Source organism: Cellulomonas dongxiuzhuiae (assembly GCF_018623035.1).
Classification (GTDB): Bacteria; Actinomycetota; Actinomycetes; order Actinomycetales; family Cellulomonadaceae; genus Cellulomonas; species Cellulomonas dongxiuzhuiae.
In genome coordinates this window covers 315,335-332,375 of the sequence record NZ_CP076023.1, presented here as the reverse complement: position 1 = coordinate 332,375, position 17,041 = coordinate 315,335, and the positions used below count along the sequence as shown (strand labels likewise).

The 17,041-nt window shown below is 74.9% G+C and carries 21 protein-coding genes; 12 read left to right on the top strand and 9 right to left on the bottom strand.

The genetic code is table 11. The features are described 5' to 3' along the window. Positions 1-16: 16 nt before the first annotated feature. The gene (locus tag KKR89_RS01590; RefSeq protein ID WP_208196958.1) at positions 17-730 is read right to left on the bottom strand and encodes a hypothetical protein; all 714 of its coding nucleotides are present in this window, start codon (positions 728-730) and stop codon (positions 17-19) included. Positions 731-961: 231 nt separating this feature from the next. On the opposite strand from KKR89_RS01590, the gene KKR89_RS01585 reads away from it, so the two are divergent. Continuing rightward, on the top strand, positions 962-1,954 hold the full coding sequence (locus KKR89_RS01585; RefSeq protein ID WP_214765653.1) for an SMP-30/gluconolactonase/LRE family protein: 993 nt from the start codon (positions 962-964) through the stop codon (positions 1,952-1,954). A gap of 105 nt (positions 1,955-2,059) precedes the next feature. Here KKR89_RS01585 and KKR89_RS01580 read toward each other — a convergent pair whose 3' ends face one another. Further along, on the bottom strand, positions 2,060-2,503 hold the full coding sequence (locus KKR89_RS01580) for a hypothetical protein (protein WP_208196956.1): 444 nt from the start codon (positions 2,501-2,503) through the stop codon (positions 2,060-2,062). A 96-nt stretch (positions 2,504-2,599) separates the two neighbouring features. After that, a complete protein-coding gene (locus tag KKR89_RS01575) occupies positions 2,600-4,165 on the bottom strand; it encodes a CYTH and CHAD domain-containing protein (protein ID WP_208196955.1) in 1,566 nt (521 codons plus the stop codon). Positions 4,166-4,293: 128 nt separating this feature from the next. Here KKR89_RS01575 and KKR89_RS01570 point away from each other — a divergent pair, with 128 nt between their 5' ends. Continuing rightward, complete coding sequence (locus KKR89_RS01570; protein ID WP_208196954.1) at positions 4,294-4,872, top strand: winged helix-turn-helix domain-containing protein; 579 nt, start codon at positions 4,294-4,296, stop codon at positions 4,870-4,872. Further along, positions 4,869-5,660 carry an SRPBCC family protein gene (locus KKR89_RS01565; protein WP_208196953.1) on the top strand — a complete coding sequence of 264 codons (792 nt, stop codon included), beginning with the start codon at positions 4,869-4,871 and terminating at the stop codon, positions 5,658-5,660. Before KKR89_RS01570 ends, KKR89_RS01565 begins: the two co-directional genes overlap by 4 nt. Positions 5,661-5,740: 80 nt before the next feature. Here KKR89_RS01565 and KKR89_RS01560 read toward each other — a convergent pair whose 3' ends face one another. The 4 genes from KKR89_RS01560 to KKR89_RS01545 all read right to left on the bottom strand — a co-directional run bounded on the left by KKR89_RS01560 (position 5,741) and on the right by KKR89_RS01545 (position 9,145). Beyond that, positions 5,741-6,166, bottom strand: a complete 426-nt coding sequence (locus tag KKR89_RS01560) for a pyridoxamine 5'-phosphate oxidase family protein (RefSeq protein WP_208196952.1) — start codon at positions 6,164-6,166, stop codon at positions 5,741-5,743. 74 nt (positions 6,167-6,240) lie between these two features. Further along, positions 6,241-6,921 (bottom strand): response regulator, encoded by a 681-nt coding sequence (locus KKR89_RS01555; RefSeq protein WP_208196951.1) that lies wholly within the window; start codon positions 6,919-6,921, stop codon positions 6,241-6,243. Continuing rightward, entirely contained in the window at positions 6,918-8,228 is a 1,311-nt protein-coding gene (locus KKR89_RS01550; protein ID WP_208196950.1) for a sensor histidine kinase, read from the bottom strand. Before KKR89_RS01550 ends, KKR89_RS01555 begins: the two co-directional genes overlap by 4 nt. A 5-nt stretch (positions 8,229-8,233) precedes the next feature. Continuing rightward, on the bottom strand, positions 8,234-9,145 hold the full coding sequence (locus KKR89_RS01545; RefSeq protein WP_251140967.1) for a CPBP family intramembrane glutamic endopeptidase: 912 nt from the start codon (positions 9,143-9,145) through the stop codon (positions 8,234-8,236). Between the two features lie 201 nt (positions 9,146-9,346). Between KKR89_RS01545 and KKR89_RS01540 the strand changes: the two genes are divergently transcribed. From KKR89_RS01540 to KKR89_RS01525, 4 genes are all read left to right on the top strand, one after another. Continuing rightward, positions 9,347-9,772 (top strand): DUF1905 domain-containing protein, encoded by a 426-nt coding sequence (locus KKR89_RS01540; RefSeq protein ID WP_208196948.1) that lies wholly within the window; start codon positions 9,347-9,349, stop codon positions 9,770-9,772. Between the two features lie 42 nt (positions 9,773-9,814). Further along, positions 9,815-10,501, top strand: a complete 687-nt coding sequence (locus tag KKR89_RS01535) for a histidine phosphatase family protein (protein WP_208196947.1) — start codon at positions 9,815-9,817, stop codon at positions 10,499-10,501. Positions 10,502-10,565: 64 nt separating this feature from the next. Continuing rightward, a complete protein-coding gene (locus KKR89_RS01530) occupies positions 10,566-10,862 on the top strand; it encodes an antibiotic biosynthesis monooxygenase family protein (RefSeq protein WP_208196946.1) in 297 nt (98 codons plus the stop codon). A gap of 68 nt (positions 10,863-10,930) precedes the next feature. Next, entirely contained in the window at positions 10,931-11,635 is a 705-nt protein-coding gene (locus tag KKR89_RS01525) for a nucleotidyltransferase domain-containing protein (protein WP_208196945.1), read from the top strand. Positions 11,636-11,701: 66 nt separating this feature from the next. Here KKR89_RS01525 and phoA read toward each other — a convergent pair whose 3' ends face one another. Continuing rightward, positions 11,702-13,132 carry an alkaline phosphatase gene (gene phoA, locus KKR89_RS01520; RefSeq protein WP_208196944.1) on the bottom strand — a complete coding sequence of 477 codons (1,431 nt, stop codon included), beginning with the start codon at positions 13,130-13,132 and terminating at the stop codon, positions 11,702-11,704. 210 nt (positions 13,133-13,342) lie between these two features. On the opposite strand from phoA, the gene KKR89_RS01515 reads away from it, so the two are divergent. Then, on the top strand, positions 13,343-13,924 hold the full coding sequence (locus KKR89_RS01515; protein WP_208196943.1) for a dihydrofolate reductase family protein: 582 nt from the start codon (positions 13,343-13,345) through the stop codon (positions 13,922-13,924). 43 nt (positions 13,925-13,967) lie between these two features. Here the strand turns inward: KKR89_RS01515 and KKR89_RS01510 are convergent, their stop codons facing one another. Further along, complete coding sequence (locus tag KKR89_RS01510) at positions 13,968-14,573, bottom strand: GNAT family N-acetyltransferase (RefSeq protein ID WP_208196942.1); 606 nt, start codon at positions 14,571-14,573, stop codon at positions 13,968-13,970. Between the two features lie 150 nt (positions 14,574-14,723). Between KKR89_RS01510 and KKR89_RS01505 the strand changes: the two genes are divergently transcribed. Genes KKR89_RS01505 through KKR89_RS01490 form a run of 4 tightly spaced genes read left to right on the top strand, consistent with a single transcriptional unit; the run spans position 14,724 to position 17,029 of the window. Next, positions 14,724-15,083, top strand: a complete 360-nt coding sequence (locus KKR89_RS01505) for a PadR family transcriptional regulator (protein WP_251140966.1) — start codon at positions 14,724-14,726, stop codon at positions 15,081-15,083. Position 15,084: 1 nt separating this feature from the next. Beyond that, the gene (locus tag KKR89_RS01500) at positions 15,085-15,453 is read left to right on the top strand and encodes a DUF1048 domain-containing protein (protein ID WP_208196941.1); all 369 of its coding nucleotides are present in this window, start codon (positions 15,085-15,087) and stop codon (positions 15,451-15,453) included. Next, positions 15,450-16,265, top strand: a complete 816-nt coding sequence (locus KKR89_RS01495; RefSeq protein WP_208196940.1) for an ABC transporter ATP-binding protein — start codon at positions 15,450-15,452, stop codon at positions 16,263-16,265. The genes KKR89_RS01500 and KKR89_RS01495 overlap by 4 nt, the downstream gene beginning before the upstream one ends. After that, positions 16,262-17,029, top strand: a complete 768-nt coding sequence (locus tag KKR89_RS01490) for an ABC transporter permease (RefSeq protein WP_208196939.1) — start codon at positions 16,262-16,264, stop codon at positions 17,027-17,029. The genes KKR89_RS01495 and KKR89_RS01490 overlap by 4 nt, the downstream gene beginning before the upstream one ends. The last annotated feature ends 12 nt before the right edge of the window (positions 17,030-17,041 follow it).

Below are 17,041 nucleotides of genomic sequence, written 5' to 3'. Positions count from 1 at the left end.
GCCGGCCCGTCGCGGGCTACGGCTCGTCCGCCGCCGGCACCGGGGCACGTCGCGCGTCGGCCGCCGCGACCGCCGCACGCAGCGCCTCACGGGCCGCCGGGTCCCACGGACCCGAGGTCGCCAGGGGGATCTCGGTCATGAACCGGCGCTCGTCCTGCGGGATCAGCGCGACGAGGCGGTCAGGGTCCGAGGCGGCCGTCGAGTACAGGTCCGGGCCGTCCGCGTAGAGGAGGTCGAGGACGACGAGCCGCCCGTCCACGGTGCGCATGACGTTGGCGGGGTTGCGGTCCAGCGGCCCGCACCACGGCAGCTCGCGGCGAGCCTGCGCGTGGACGTCGTCCACGACGGCGGCGAGCTCCGCCAGGTCCGGGCGCGGCTCCGCGAGAGCCTCCTGGAACACCGTCGCCTCGTCGGCGGGGACCGGCGCGAGCCACTCGAGCACCTGCAGGTCGCCGCCTCCCGTCAACCGTCGGTGCACCACCAGTGCGGGGACCTGGCGCGTGTGCGCCGCCCGCGCGTAGATCGCCGCCGAGTACGGGCCGGTGGGGTCGAACGGGCTGATGCGCGCGGCCAGCGTCCCGTCGGGCGACCGCAGCGCCACCGCCCAGTCGCCCGCGCCGCACGGCGTCCACCCGTCGTCCACGAGCACGCGCTCGACGCGCCGGTGGTCCGCCGGGCCGGTCAGCAGGCCACGCCCGGCCAGGTACCGGAGCGCGCCCTGAGGGTCCATGCCCCGAGCGTAGGTGCGGTCGGTACGCGTCGCGGCCGATCGTCCCCCGGTGGAGCAGACGACGCCTGGGCCAGCACGGGACCGTGGGCCCAGCCACGTCTGGCGCTGCGCTCGGGGCCGTCCCTACTGTGGGGGCCGCGCCGGTTTCGTCCCGCTCCTCCCGGTGCACTCCCGGCGTCGGTGGGGGCCCGCGCCCGGTGAGACGGACGCCCCCGCCGAAGGGGTACACCGATGCGCTCCAAGCTCACGACCGCCCTCGCCACCGCCGTCGCCCTCACGCTCGTGGCCGCCGTCCCGGCGTCCGCGCACGGACCCGGGCACGGTCCGGGCCACGGCCCCGACCGGCCGACGACGTACCTGCTCGACCCCCTCGGCCCGGCGGCGGACGACGTCTACCCCGAGGGCGTCGCCGCGCGGGGTGACGACTTCTACGTCAGCAGCACGACCGACGGGACGATCTACCGCGGCGATCTCGACGAGCCGACGGCCACCCCGTTCCTGCCCGGTGGGCAGGACGGCCGCACGATGGCGGTGGGGCTCAAGGTCGACGGCCGGACGCTGCTCGTCGCCGGGGGCGCCACCGGGCGCGTGTGGGCCTACGACCTGCGGACCCGTGAGCTGACCGGGTCGTGGCAGGTCGTGCAGGACGGCACGCCGGCGTTCGTCAACGACCTCGCCGTCGGCCCGCGGGGCGACGTGTACGTGACCGACTCCCTGCGCCCGGTGCTCTACCGGATCGACGGCCGCGAGCGCCGGACGACGGGCACGGAGCTGCTGGAGCCGGTCGTGTCGTTCGAGGGCACCGCGTTCACGTACGACCAGGACGTCAACGCCAACGGGCTCGTGATCTCGCGGGACGGGCGGACCGCGGTCGTCGCGAAGACGCGGACCGGGCAGCTGTTCCGCGTGGGGCTGACCGACGGCAGCGTCGAGGTGATCGACCTCGGTGGTGGGCTCGTCGCCGGTGACGGCCTGCTGCTCGACGGCCACCGCCTGCTCGCGGCCGAGTGGACGGCCGACCCGCAGTCCGTCGTGGTCGTGCACCTCGACCGCGACTGGAGGTCCGGGACCGTCGTGTCGCGCACGACCGACCCGTCGTTCGACGACCCGACGACGATCGCCCGGGCGGGCCGCGACCTGCTGGTGGTCAACAGCCAGTTCGCGACACGGGAGGCCGGCGGCACGCCGGAGCCCTTCACGGTCTCCCGGATCCCCGTCCCCTGACGCCGACCCCCCGGTCGTGAGAGAGCGATCCAGTCACCTCGAGAGCTGGATCGCTCTCTCGCGACAGGGTGGGGCGGTCGTCGGTGGGGCGCGCAGGACGACCGCTCAGGCCGTGCGCAGCGCCAGCAGGAACTGCCCACCGCCCGGCTCGACCTGCGTCGTCACGCGCAGGTCGGGCGCGAACCGCGAGAGCCGGTCGACCAGCCAGTCGGCGGCCTGGTCGGCGTCCGCACGGCTCGGGCAGCGCGCCACGACCTCGCGGCCGCCCTTGCGACGCAGACGCTCGACCGTCTCCGCGATGGGTGCCGGGTCGACCACGAAGAGCTCCGGCGACCACGCCACGACCGGCTTCACGGCGCCCTTGCGGGTGTTGCACGCCCGGTGCGCGAGCCGCTCGGTGCCGCCGCCGCCCTTCTTGCCCTTGGCGACGACACCTGCGTCGACGCTGGGGCCGAGGTCGGAGTTCACCGACGCGTCCGGGTCGACCGGCTCGTCGCACAGCCAGCAGCGCCAGCCGTCCCGTTCACCGACGTCGTCGAGGTTGCTCATGGGCGCACGGTAGCCGCCCGGGCCGGGCGGCCGGCCCTGCGCCACGGAGATCAGGTGGCCGGTGTTCCGCGTGGCAGCCGCCTGACCACCGGCTCCTCAGCGCAGCCGGCGGCGCAGGCGCTTCCTGCGGGCCTCGGCCCAGACGGCCGGCACCCGGCCCTCGGCCTCCCGGGCGCGGACCTCCTCCAGGGCGTGCAGGCGACCGTAGGTGAAGGCGGCGGCCGGGTCGGTCGTGCCCGCGGCGAGCTCGCGCAGGTGCGCCCGCAGCACGACGGTGTCCTGGTACTCCCCGAGGGCCTCCTGCAGGCTCTCCATCGCCGCGGCGAAGGCGCGGGCGTCGGCTCCGAGCACGTCACCGGCGAGCTCGGCCGCGTACCGCGTCCGCTTCGCTGCCTTGCGTGCGTCGTGGAGCAGCCGGCCACGTCGCTCGGGCTCGCCCGCGGCCCGCGAGCGCTTCATGAGCCGCCGCACGTGGTCGTACTCGTGCGCGATCCCGCGCCGCAGCTGCTTGCCCGCGCGCCGGTCACCACGCTCCGTCGTGGGTGGAGCGTCCACGAGCTCCTCGAGGGCGTCGAGCAGGCGGTCGTACCGTTCACCGTCGAGTGCCGCCAGCAACGCCGTCCGGGCCACGGCGTGGGCGGACCCCACGTCCACCCCGGCCGGCGCGGGGGGGACCGTGGCGTCCGCCGATCCCGCCTCGAGGACGTCGCGCACCCGCGCGCGCATGACCTCGGCGTCGCGGACCTCGCCCAGGACCCCCGCGAGCCACTTGAGCTCGGCCCGCAGCGGCGTGACGACGTCCGGGTCGAACGCGGCACGGAACGTCGCCAGGGCGCTGCGCGACCTCCGGGTCGCCACGCGCGTCTTGTGGACGCTGCCGGGCGCACCCAGCCGGACCAGGAGGTCCTGGGACCGGATCTGCTCGAGCTGGTCGGTCAGGTACGCGACGACCACGCTGCTCGTCGAGGACTTCCTCCCGGTCGGACGCCCGCGAGACGGGCGCCCGTCGTGCGGCGCGGGCGTCCCGACGTCCAGGACGCGGGCGAGCTCGGAGGTGCGCGGCCCCTCGGTCAGGCCGCGCTCGCGCAGCGCACCGGCGACCGCCGCCAGGCGCTCGCCGTCCGCGTCCGGCGTGACGACCGCGATCTCGCGCCACGTGACCTGGGCGCCCGCCGCCTCGCCGGACCCCTCGACCGGCAGGATCCGGCGTGCGCTCACGCGGTCGTCCGTCAGCTCGAGGACCACACGGTCCGTCGCGTCGAACACCCGGTGGACGGTGCGCCCCGTCGTGACCCTCGCGACCGGGGCCAGCAGCCGGCCCCCGGTACGTGCCCGCACGAGCCGCTGCAGCTCGTCGGGCACCGCGCTGCCGGCACGCCCCGGCGGCCGACGGACCTGCGAGCCTCCGGGCGCGCCGCCCGGGACGGTCAGGAACCAGCCGCCGCCCTCGCCCCCGACGCGCCGGCGCAGGGTGATCCCGTGCCGCGCGAGGTCCAGGTCCGCCGTGTCGACGTAGGTGGTGCGCAGCACCTGCCGCTCCGGCTCGCCGCTGAGCAACGGCACGGGGTCGTCCGGCGACCCTGCGAGCGCGGCCAGGCTCGGCAGCTCGTCGCCGTCGTCTGCGGAGAACGTCACCTCGACCTCGCGGCTCACCTCGGGCATGCCCCTGTCCTACCGGAGAACCACCGCTCCGGCTCGGGGAAGGCCGCCCCGACGACCCGGCCGTACCGGAAGGAGCCCGACCCCTCCGACCATTGACAGATATTGTTGTCAAGGAGCACCGTGGACCCATGAGGGATATCGAGGTCATCGAGGACCCGCACACGGCCGCCACCGCGCTGGACCCCGTGCGGTCGCGGCTGCTGGGCGAGCTCGTGGTCCCGGCGTCCGCCGCGGGGCTCGCCGCCCGCGTCGGCATCGCGCGCCAGAAGGTCAACTACCACCTGCGGGCCCTCGAGTCGCACGGCCTCGTCGAACTCGCCGAGGAGCGCCGGCACGGCGGCCTCACCGAGCGCGTCCTTCGCGCGTCCGCCGCCTCCTACGTCGTGTCGCCCGCAGCCGTCAGCGCGTCGGCCGCCGAGCCCGACGCCGAGGCCGACCGCGAGTCCGCCCGCTACCTCGTCGCGCTGGCCGGACGGCTGGTCCGTGAGGTCGGGGCGCTGGCACGGCGCGCCGGGACGTCGGGGCGGCGGCTGTCGACCCTGACCATCGACACGCAGATCGGGTTCCGGTCGGCCGCGGACCGCGCGGCCTTCGCCGACGACCTCACCGCGGCGGTGCTCGACCTGGCCGCGCGCTACCACCACGACGACGGGCGCCCGCACCGGCTCGTCGTCGCCGCCCACCCCGTACCCGAGGAGAGCCGATGAGCACCGCACCGCACGTCCCCTACCGCCTGCAGTTCAGCGTCGAGGTGCCCGGCACCCCCGAGCAGGTGTGGCACGCCGTGGCCACCGCGCAGGGCATGAGCGCGTGGTTCCTGCCCACCGAGATCGAGGAGCGCGAGGGCGGCCGCCTGCACTTCGCCATGGGCGAGGACATGGGCTCCGACGGCCACGTCACCGACTGGGAGCCGCCGCGCCGCGTCGTGTACGAGGAGGACTGGGCCGCCCTCATGGGCAAGGAGCCCGACGAGCTGAGCCCGATGACCTCGGAGTTCATCGTCGAGGCACGCTCCGGCGGCACGTGCGTCGTCCACGTCACCACCAGCGGGTTCGGCACCGGCGCCGACTGGGAGCAGGAGTGGTGGGACGACATGGGCACCGCCTGGAAGCCGTCGTTCGACGTCCTGCGCCTGTACCTCGCGCACTTCCCCGGGCAGGAGGCGACGCAGCTCGAGGTCAGCGCGTCCCACCCGGGTGACGCCGCGGCCCTCTGGGTGGCGCTGCGCGACGCGCTGCGGCTCGGCGACGAGGGCGCGTCGGTCGACCTGCTCGGCGCGACCGGCACGGTGGAGCGCGTGGGCGAGCGCCGCGCGGTCGTCCGGGTCACGGCGCCGGTGCCGGGACTAGTCACGGTCTCCACGTACGGCGACGGCGAGGGAACGGCCAGCGCGAGCGTCCACGGGCACCTGTTCTCCCCCGACGCGGCGGCGTACGTGCAGCAGCAGGAGCCCGCGTGGCGGGACCGGCTGCAGGGGCTGACCGTCCGGTCCTGAGGGGACGCGGGGGCTCGTAGGTCCCGGAATCCGGGAGATGCGATCAGCGCATGAACGCCGGGATGTGACGCCCGGACGCGTCAGTACGCGTACCGGCTGACCGCGTCCGGGTGGAGCACCAGGCGCACCTGGTCCTCGGCGAGGATCTCCTCGAGGTCCCGCGCGCGGGTCGCGTCGGCGAGGTCCCAGTAGCGCGCCGCGAGGCGCGACGCCAGGTCGTGCGCACCGTCGGTCTCGACCGTCACGTGCCCGGCCACCGACACCCAGTGCTCGCGCTCGCCCACGGGCGCCGCGACGACGAGCGACGCCCGCGGGTCACGCCGCAGGCGGCGCACCTTGAGGGTGTCGGGGCCTGTGAAGAGCTGGACGGTGCCGTCGTCCGTGAGCTCGAACCACACGGGGCGAGGCTGGGCGGGGACGGGGCCGGCGGCGACGCTGAGGAAGCCGTGCAGCGGTCGCCGCAGGAGCTCGACGTCCTCGGGGGTCAGGGTCGGGTCGGTGCTCATCACGGCTCCTCAGGCGGTGCGGGTCGTTCCCGGCTCAACCGCAGGCGCGTCCCGGGTCATCCCGGTCGCCCCCGTCAGCGGACCGTGTCGACGATCCCGTTCTGGTACGCCCACACCACCGCCTGCAGGCGCGACTTGACGCCCAGCTTCGGCATCACGCGCGCCAGGTGCGACTTGACCGTCGAGACCTCGAGGAACAGCTCGCGCGCGATGTCCTCGTTCGACATGCCCTGGGCCAGCAGCAGCAGGATGTCGAGCTCGCGCGGCGTCAGCAGCTCGCTCGCTCGCGCGGCCGTCACGGGCTGCGTCCGGCGGCGCGTCACGACCTCGCGCAGGACGCGGCGGGTCAGCGCGTTGGCCAGCATGCCGTGCCCCGCGGCCACCGAGCGGACCGCCTCGACGAGGGTCTCCGGCTCGGCGTCCTTGAGCAGGAACCCCGACGCACCCGCCTCGAGCGCGCCGAACAGGTACTCGTCGACGTCGAACGTCGTCAGCACCAGGACGGGGATCGGGTCCTCGACGTCCGGGCCGCACAGCAGACGCGTCGCGGTGATGCCGTCGGTGCCGGGCATGCGGATGTCCATGCACACGACGTCCGGCCGCAGCTCGCGCGCCAGCTCCACGGCTCTGCCGCCGTCCGCCGCCTGGCCCACGACCTCGATCCCCGGCTCGGTCGCGAGCATCGTGGCCAGGCCCATGCGGACGAGCGGCTGGTCGTCCGCGACGATCACGCGGACGGTGGCGGTCTGGCTCATCGGTCCTGCCCCTCGCTCGTCGTCGCGTCGCCCGTCGGATCGCCCGTCGCGTCGCCCGGTCGCGGGTGGACCGCCGCCGGCACCGTCAGTCGCACCTGCCACCCGCCCTCGAGCGTCGGCCCGAACCGCAGGGTGGCACCGGTCAGCTCGGCACGTTCCTGCATCCCGACCAGACCGTAGCCGGGGTCGTGGCGCGCGGGCGCCGCCCCCTCGCTGCGCGGACCGTTGCGGACGACCACCTCGACGCGCCCCTCGTCGCTCGCGTCGAGCCGGACCTCGCACGGGGCACCGGGCGCGTGGCGCGCGGCGTTCGCGAGCGCCTCCTGCACGACGCGGTACGCCGCGAGCTGGGCCAGCGGGCCGACCGCACCGGACGCCGCGAGCTCGCGCACGGGGCCGGTCGTCGTGAGCGTGACCGGCAGCCCGGCCCCCTGCGCCCCCGCGACGAGGTCGCCGATGCCCGCCAGGGTCTCCATCCGCACGGGACCGCCGGGCTCCACGGGAGCGTCCACGTCGCGCAGCAGCACGACGAGGTGGCGCAGGTCCCGCAGCATCGCCGTGCTCTGCTCCCGCACCTGCGCGACGGCGACCTTGGCACCCTCGGGGTCGACGTCGATCTGCCGGCCGATGGCACCGGTCATCACGGCGATCCCCGACAGGTGGTGCGCCGCGATGTCGTGCAGCTCGCGGGCCATCGCGGTGCGCTCGCGCTCGACCGCGACCTGCACCAGGGCGTCGCGCTCGCGGCCCTGGGCCGCGGCGGTGCGGGCGAGCGCGTCGAGCGCGTCGCGCCGGGACCCGACGACGCTGGCCGCGACGAACGGCAGACCCACGGCCGCGGCGCCCTGCATGAGGCCGCCGACGACGACGCGCAAGCCGCTGCCGCCGTTGACCAGCCCCGCCCCGGCGAAACCGATGACGACCAGCGCTCCGGCACCCAGCAACGTCGGCCCGAGCGGCCGCGGCGGCCGCGCCAGCACCGCCCGGTAGGCCGCGACCATCACGGCGACCAGCGCGACGCCGAGCGCGTCACCGAGCGTGACGAGCGCCGGCACGGCCGCGGCGACGGCCAGCAGCGCGGCCCGCGGGTGCCCGCCCCACCGCGCCAGGGCGAGGGCCTGCAGCCCCAGCACCCCGGCCGACCACCCCCACGCCGGATCGTCGAACCCCGGCACACCGGCCGCCGCTGCGGGGTCGGCGCTGCTCACGACGACGGACCCCGCGAGCAGCGCGACCGACACCACCCAGCACACCGCCGGCACGACGTCCGTCGGCCGGCGGTGCTGCTGAGCGGAGGGCTCGGTCATCGTCGTCACGATAGAGGTGCCGCCGCGAGCGGACGGGCGCTCTCCACGGGGTGGGCGATCTGCTCGTCGGCCTGCGGGTCGTAGCCCAGCTTGCCCCGGGTGGCCACGAGGGTGACGACCGCACCGACGGCCGCCGCCAGCAGCAGCGCCCGCTGGACGTTGTCGTAGCCGTCCCCGATGAGCGGGAACATGTCCGAGATGACGAGGCTCGCGTAGGTGTTGATGCTCACGTGCAGCAGCATCGCCATCGGCAGGCTCTGACCCGTCCGGTTGAACACCCAGGTCATGATGACGTTGAACAGGATGCAGAAGGCGATGAACGTCAGGGGCCGGAGCACGTGGAGGCTCTCGACCTGGCCCCACTCGGTCAGGAACAGCGGGAGGTGCCAGACGCCCCACAGGACGCCGATGCCGAGGGACGCGGCGAGTGCTCCGAAGCGACGCTGCGCACGGGGGAGGGCGAAGTCGCGCCAGCCCGGCTCCTCGGCGAGACCGGTCGTGAAGATCTGGAACACGAGGAACGGCAGGTACTGGAGAAGGGTCTGCACCGGCAGCGCCTGGACCTGACCGCCCCCGGCGACGAACGACGCCAGCAGCAGGGCGGCAGGGGTGCCGAGGAGGATGCCGACGTACCAGCGCCAGTTGACCTTCCACTTGGTCAGCCGCTTCAGCCAGGCGCGCACCCCGGCACGGCCCTCGGTGACGGCGGTCACGAAGAACGCGGCACCGATGGGTCCGACGAACGCGCCCGGCAGCATCCCGAAGAGGACCCACCCGTCGTCACCGCCGGGTACCTGGATGTCCCAGATGCCGAGCCCGTAGGGCCCGAGGACCATCGGGAGCCACACGAGCCAGCTGGCGCCGACGGCCAGCACGACGAACGACCAGAGCGGGTAGCGCCGGACGACGTCCAGCACCCCTCCGCGCCGGGGTGATACGGGTACCTGTTCCGTGACGGTGCTCATCGGAGTGCCTCTCGTCGAAGTCGTTGGTGACGTGACACGACGTTAGGAATCGGACGCTCCCGGCCGCGCCGGGCGGAGGGTGGAACACCGGTGGTTGCATCGAAGGATGCAGGCCGCCGGCCGGGTGTCGGTGGGCGCTGCCATGCTGCACGCGTGGAGCTGCGGTTCGGTGGCGAGGTGGTGTGGTGGCGCGGGCCGTCGCCGTACCACTTCGTCGCGCTGCCGGACCCGGAGACCGCACGGCTGCGCGTCGTCGCGTCGCGGGTCACCTACGGCTGGGGCTGCATCCCGGCGACCGTGACGCTGGGGGCGACGACGTTCCGGACGTCGATCTTCCCCAAGGACGGCGGCTTCATGGTCCCCGTCAAGGTCGCCGCACGCCGCGCCGAGGGGGTCGAGCTGGGCGACGACGTCACGCTCGTCGTCCTCGTCGAGGACCCGGACTCCCCCGACGTCGCCGCACCGGCCGAGGAGGTCACGCCACCGCGGCGCGTCCGCGGCCACGACCCGGCGGACGACGACGACTACTACGACCCGGCGACGGCCGGGACGGACGACGGCGGGAGTCACGTCCGCTGACGAGCTGCGCCGAAACGCCGTGCGTCGTGGCAGGTTGGGCTCGTGGACGCCCCGCCCGAGCACACCCCGCCGCCCCTGCCCGGCGTCGTGCCCGCCCGCGAGCGCCGGGTCAGCGTCGTGACGCACCCCGAGGCCACGCACCACGTCGAGGGCCTGGTCGGCGGGCAGTTCGACTCGGAGCTCACGGCACGAGGGGAACGGCAGGCGGTGGCGATCGCGGCAGCCCTGCGTGAGCGGATCGTCCCGTCGGCGGGAGTCGCCGTCGTGGCGTCCGACCTGCGCCGCACGCGCCGCACCGCGGAGATCGTCGGCGCCGCTCTCGGCGTCGGCCCGACGCTCGACCCCCGCCTGCGGGAGATCTCCTACGGCGAGGCGGGCGGACGCCCGCAGGTTTGGCTCGACGCGCGGTACGTGCCGCCGCCGGCCGTCGGTGACCGGCTCCGCCACCATCCCGGCGTGCCGGGCGCGGAGACCCGGCTCGACGTGGCGCTGCGCGTCTACCCGGCCATGACGGAGATGCTCGCGCTGGACGTCGACGAGCTGGTCGTCGTGACGCACGGCTTCACGGCGGGGCTCGTCGTGGCCGCGTGGATCGGGATGCCGGTCGAAGCGGCCGGCCACATCGCCTTCCCGGTGCCGTCCGGGAGCATCACGACGCTGCGCGAGGACGGCCGGTTCCACAACCGGGGCGTCGTCACCGTCGGGGACGTCGCACACCTGGGCGGCTGACACCTCCGCGATCGTCGGGCGGGCGGCGCAGCCGGGACGACCTACGCTCTGCCACCATCACCGCATGGTCCTCGAGCACGCGCTGCTGTCCGTCGTCCCCGGCCGTGAGGCGGAGTTCGAGGACGCCTTCGCGCGTGCGCGGGCCGTCATCGCGAGCATGCCCGGCTTCGAGGGGCTGACGCTCTCGCGGTGCCTCGAGCGCCCCGGCACGTACCTGCTGCTCGTGACGTGGCGGTCGCTGGAGGACCACACCGTCGGGTTCCGGGGCTCGGACGGCTACCAGGAGTGGCGGCGGCTGCTGCACCACTTCTACGAGCCGTTCCCGGTGGTCGAGCACTACGAGCAGGTGCTCACCGCGTGAGCGTCGGCCACGGCGGGAGCCGGTCGACCGGCTGGTCGGGCGGTCGGCGCGGCCCTAGGGTCGCGTGCGTGGCACCGACCGGCGACGCGCGCACCCTCGCCGAGGGTTTCGTGGCCGAACACTTCCCCGACGCCGTCGGGGTGGTGCTCGCCGGGAGCAGCGCCACGGGGACGGACACCCCGACGAGCGACCTCGACCTCGTGCTGCTGCGCCCGGCCGCGGCGTTCGTCGACGGGACGACGAGCCTGGCGGCGACGTACGCGCACGGCGGGCGACTCGTGGAGGTGTTCGCCTACACGCCGCAGGCCTACCGGGCGCGGGCCGAGCAGGAGGCCGCCGCGCACCGGCCCGTCGTCCTGGCGATGCTCGCCGAGGGCGTCGTGCTGCGCGACGGGCCACCCCTGGCGGGGCTGCGGGCGTGGGCCCGGGACGTGCTCGCCACCGGACCTGTGGTCGAGGCCGCCGCGCTCGACCTGCGCCGGTACCGGGTCAGCGGCCTGCTGGACGACCTGACGGACGCCGCCGACCCGGGTGAGCGCGCGGTGCTGCTCGCCGGCGCCTACACCGCGCTGGCCGAGCTGCTGCTGCTCGCGCACGGCCAGTGGCTCGGGCACGGCAGGTGGCTGCTGCGCCGCCTGCGGGCGTGGGACGTCCGTGCCGCCGACGCCCTGACCGACGCCTTCGTCGCCGCCGACGTCGCGGCGTTCGTCCGCGTCGCCGACGACCGGCTCGCGCCGCTGGGCGGACGGCTGCAGGCGGGCATGGTCCGCTGACGTGGACGCGACGGCCCCGCACCCACGGGCACGGGGCCGTCGCGTGGACCGGTCAGACCGGCGTGCTCATCGCCCGGGCGTCGGCGCGGGGGCGTCCGGGTCGAGGCGCAGCGCGTCGCGGATCGTGAAGAACAGGTCCGTCTGGTCGGTCAGCCCCACGACGTTCGCCGCGCGCGGGCCGAAGGCCGCGACCCGGACCTGCGACCCGGTGTGACCCTGCGAGCGACCCGCCGGTGCGGTGCCGTACGCGATCGTCATCGGCTTCTCGTCGGCCGTGAGCAGGGTGCGCGTCAGGCCGGGGGTCGTGGCGCCGGCGGCCACGATCTGGCTCGAGTGCGCGTGGTCGGCCGTCACGACGACCAGGGTGTTGCCGTCCTTGCGGGCGAAGTCGAGCGCGGCCTGCACGGCCTCGTCGAGGTCGACGGTCTCGCCGATCTGCCCGCACGGGTCGGCCGCGTGGTCCTGCTTGTCGATGCTCGCGCCCTCGACCTGCAGGAAGAAGCCCGCACGCCCGCCGCGCTGCTGCAGCAGCGACAGCGCCGAGGTCGTCATCGCGGCGAGGGTCGGCCGGGTGGGTGAGGCGGCCGGGTTCGGGGTGCAGCGGACGGCGGCCTCGGCGCCGCCCGTGGGGCTCGCGGGCGGTCCGACCCAGCGCGTGGGCAGGTTGCCCGGCGCGAACAGGCCCAGCACGGGCGCCTTCTGCGACGCCGAGCGGACGCCGGCGAGCCCGGCCGCGTCGGTGACGACTTGGTACCCGCGGTCCTTCGCCTGCTGCAGCAGCGTGCGGCCCGCCCACGGGCCGGCCGTGGCCTGCTCGTCGAACGACGTCGCCCCACCGCCGAGGGTCACGTCGGCGCGCGTGCCGATGATCTGCTCGGTGATCGAGCCGCGACCGCCGTTCTCCAGGGCGTCCCCCGGGCACCTGGCCGACGTCGAGGACGGCGCGTAGCAGCCGCGGTCGGTGACGTGCGCGAGCTGCACGGCCGGCGTCGCGTCCTGCAGCTCCGACGTCGTGACGACGCCCGTCCGCAGGCCGTTGGCACGCGCGATCTCGACGAGGGTGCGCTGCGAGGAGCCGTCGAGCGCGACCGAGACCGCGCCGTTGTACGTCTTGGTGCCGGTCGCCCACGCCGAGCCTGAGGCGGCGGAGTCCGTCACGTAGTCGGGGCGGCCGTCCTCGCGGTCCAGCGCGTACGTCGTGAGCTGCCCCGTCAGCGGCAGCGCGTCGATCCCGGGCAGCCGCCCGGCCGCGCCGTGCTGGTAGCTGCGGGCGATGGTGATCTCGGAGTCGCCCATGCCGTCGCCGATCAGCAGGATGACGTTCCTCGCGTGGCCCCCGCGCAGCGCGTCGCGCACGGCACGGGTCTGGTCGCCGCCCAGGCGCTGCGCGGCGCCGTGCGTCGCCAGGTCGCTCGACACGGCCCACCCGGCGCCGGCGCCCAGCACCAGGGCGGCGGCCATCACGGTGACCCCCAGCGGTTGCAGTGCTCGTCTCATCGTCGCGCTCCCTCGTCGCTCCCCGGGCGACGCGCGTCGCCCCGGGAGCAGTGCACGCCCGGCGGGTGGCCGCCCGGTGAGCACGGCTCGAACGGGACGAGTCGGGCGCGGGGCGGCTGCGCGTCGCCGGTGCGCGCCGGGCGGACGTCACCCGATGAATCCGGGCGTCACGGCAGGTCCGCACCCACGACCACCGACGAGAGGGACGACATGACCGCGACCTACACCTTCGACGTCTTCACCAGCCTCGACGGCTACGGCTCCTACGGGCCGCCCGGCGACTGGGGCGGGTACTGGGGCAAGCAGGGTCCCGAGCTGCTGCAGCGGCGGCACGAGCTGTACGGCGGTGACCAGCGCATGGTGTTCGGGGCCACGACGCTGCGCGAGTTCGTCGCGATGCGGGCGGCCGGCGGCGAGGACTCCGAGGTGCGGGACACGTGGGTCGAGGTGATGCGTCGCCTGCCGGCGACCGTGGTCTCGTCGACCCTCATCGAGCCCGTCGACTGGCCCGACGTGACGATCGCGCGCGGCGACGCGGTCGAGATCGTCGCGCGGCTCAAGGAGGAGTCCGACCTGCCGCTGCGCTCGAACGGCAGCCTGTCGCTGAACTGGGCGCTGCTGGCCGCGGGCCTGGTCGACCAGGTGCAGGTGACGATCTTCCCGGTGCTCACCGGGCGCAGCGGCACGGCGCCGGTGTTCGGCGGTGTGGGTGACTTCGACCTGGAGCTGCTGGACAGCCGCGTCCTCGACGGTCGCACGCAGGAGCTGACGTACCGGCCGACCGCCCACTGACCGCCCGGCGCCGCGACGACGTGCCGGCGGGCGACGGCGTGCGTCAGCCGGCGGCTCGCACCATCGTCGTCGCGGTGGCGCCGCCGAGCTCGATCGTGCCGGTCGCGCGGAACCCGAACCGCTCGTACAGCCGGCGGCTGGCGTCGGTGGTGGCCTCGAGGTACACGGGCATCCCGGTGCCGTCGACCACCGCGAGTCGGTGCGCGAGCAGCGCCGAACCGACCCCCTGCCCGCGCGCGGCGGGTGCGGCACCGACGTACGCGAGGAACCAGTGCGGGTACCGCGGACGCTGGGCGGCGAAGGCGCGCAGGCCGCGCAGGGCGGCCGGGAGGTGCCGTACGCCGACGGCGGCGACGAGCGTCGGCACCTCACGGAGCTGCGCCCACCTGCCGAGCGCGAGGTCCGGCGGCTCCCAGACGGCGACCCCGACGACCGGGCCGGCGGTGCCGTCCCGCGCGAGGTCGACGACGCCACCGCTCGCCAGCGTCATGCGGGCGACGGCGGCGTAGATGCGGGTCAGACGCGCGGGACGGTCGGTGTCCCCCGGCAGCATCGCGCGCATCACGGCGTCGTCGCGCAGCGCGGCCGCGAGGACACGACCGGCCGTCGGCACGTCCTGCGGGCGCGCACCCGCCACGTGGACGTCCACGGCACCTCCCCCGGTGAACCCTTCGACTCCATTCTCCCCCGCCGCGTGACGGATCGGCATCGAACGATGCGGTACCTAGCGTTGCCAGGCACCGGTACCTAGCGTTACTTTGTTCCGGTACCAAGTGACACCGAGTAGCAGGGACGCCGCGTGGCCAGCCAGATGACGGAGATGCTCAAGGGCACGCTCGAGGGGATCGTCCTGACGATCCTCGAGGCGCGGCCCGCGTACGGGTACGAGATCACCACGCACCTGCGGGAGCAGGGCTTCACCGACATCGCCGAGGGCACCGTCTACGCGCTGCTCGTCCGCATCGAGCAGCGCGGGTTCGTGGACGTCGAGAAGGTCCCTTCCGAGAAGGGGCCGCCGCGCAAGGTCTACTCGCTCAACGCCGCGGGACGCGCGCAGCTCGCCGAGTTCTGGCGGACGTGGGCCTTCCTCGCCGGACGGATCGACCGGCTCCGCACCGAGCGCACCGCACATGACGAGCACGCCGACACGGAGGGCTGACATGGTCGCCAGGTGGATCGAGGCCCTCACCGGGCCGTGGGAGCAGAAGAAGCAGTACCGGCGGGACGTCGCCCGCCTGCACGGCCTGCCCGAGCCGTACCGCACGGCCGCGACGGGCATGCACCGCTACCTCATGGCCACGTCGGGACTCACCGACGGCGACGCCCTGGTGAAGATGGTCGGCGACCTCGTGGACCTGTGGGACGGCGCCGCGGCGGACGAGCGGCCCGTGCGGGCGATCGTCGGCGACGACCCCGTGGAGTTCGCCGAGAGCTTCGCGGAGGCCTACTCCGGCGAGCGCTGGATCGACAAGGCCCGGGCCCGCCTCGTCCGGAGCATGGACGAGGCCGAGCGTCGGGAGCTGCCGTGAGCACCGCGGGCGTCCGCGTGCGCGGCGTCGAGAAGTCCTTCGGCGACGTCCACGTGCTGCGTGGCGTCGACCTGGAGGTCGCACCCGGCAGCGTCGTCGCGCTGCTCGGGTCCAACGGCGCGGGCAAGACGACGCTCGTGCGCATCCTGTCGACGCTGCTGCGGCCCGACGCCGGCACGGCGACCGTCGCCGGGTTCGACGTCGTCGCGGACGCCGCGCAGGTGCGCGCCGCGATCAGCCTGACCGGCCAGTCCGCGGCCGTCGACGACGTCCTCACGGGCCGCGAGAACCTCACGCTCGTCGCGCGGCTGCGCCACCTGGACGCGCCCGGTGCAGTCGCCGAAGCGCTCCTCGCGCGGTTCGGCCTCACCGACGCGGGCGGCCGACGGGCCGGGACGTACTCCGGCGGCATGCGCCGGCGCCTCGACATCGCCATGAGCCTCATCGGCGACCCGCCGGTGATCCTCCTCGACGAGCCCACCACGGGCCTCGACCCCCAGGCGCGCCTCGAGGTGTGGGCCACGATCGCGGAGCTCGCCGCCGGCGGCACGGCCGTCCTGCTGACGACCCAGCACCTGGACGAGGCCGAGCACCTCGCCGACCGCGTCGCGATCCTGCACGAGGGCGTCGTCGTCCAGGACGGCACCCTCGCCGAGCTGCGCCGGCTCCTGCCGCCCGCCACCGTCGAGTACGTCGAGAAGCAGCCGTCCCTGGAGGACGTGTTCCTCGCGCTCGTCGGCGCGCGGCCCGTCGCCACCGCAGCGACGGGCGACCCGACCCCCACCACCCCGGCTCCGGAGGACCCGTCATGAGCGCGACCCACCTCGTCGCGGACACCGCAGCCCTCACCGGCCGCTCGCTGCGGCACGTCCTGCGCAGTCCCGACACGATCATCACCAGCGCGGTCACCCCGATCGCCCTCATGCTGATGTTCACCTACGTCTTCGGCGGAGCCATCGACACCGGGACGCAGGGGCCGTACCTCGAGTACGTGCTGCCGGGCATCCTGCTCATCACCGTGGCGTCGGGCGTGGCCTACACCTCCTACCGGCTGTTCCTCGACATCAGCAGCGGCATCGTCGAGCGGTTCCGCTCGATGCCGATCGCCCGGCCCAGCGTGCTGTGGGCGCACGTGCTGACGTCGGTCGTGGCCAACGTCGCCGGGGTCGCGATCGTCGTGGCGGTGGCCCTGCTGCTCGGCTTCCGCACGGGTGCGTCCGCGGCCGCGTGGCTCGCGGTGCTCGGCATGGTCGTGCTGTTCACGCTCGCGCTCACCTGGATCGCGGTGATCGCCGGGGTGTCGGCCACGTCCGTCGACGGCGCCGGCGCGATCGGCTACGTCCTGATCTTCCTGCCGTTCCTCAGCTCGGCCTTCGTCCCCACCGGCACCATGCCGGGCCCGGTCGCGTGGTTCGCCGAGCACCAGCCCGTGACCGCGGTGATCGAGACGATCCGCGCGCTGTTCGCCCAGCAGCCCGTGGGTGACGACATCTGGGTGGCGCTGGCCTGGCTCGTCGGGGTCCTCGTCGTCGCGTACGTGGCCGCGCTCGCCGCCTACCGGCGCCGGATCGGCTGACGCCCCGCGCGC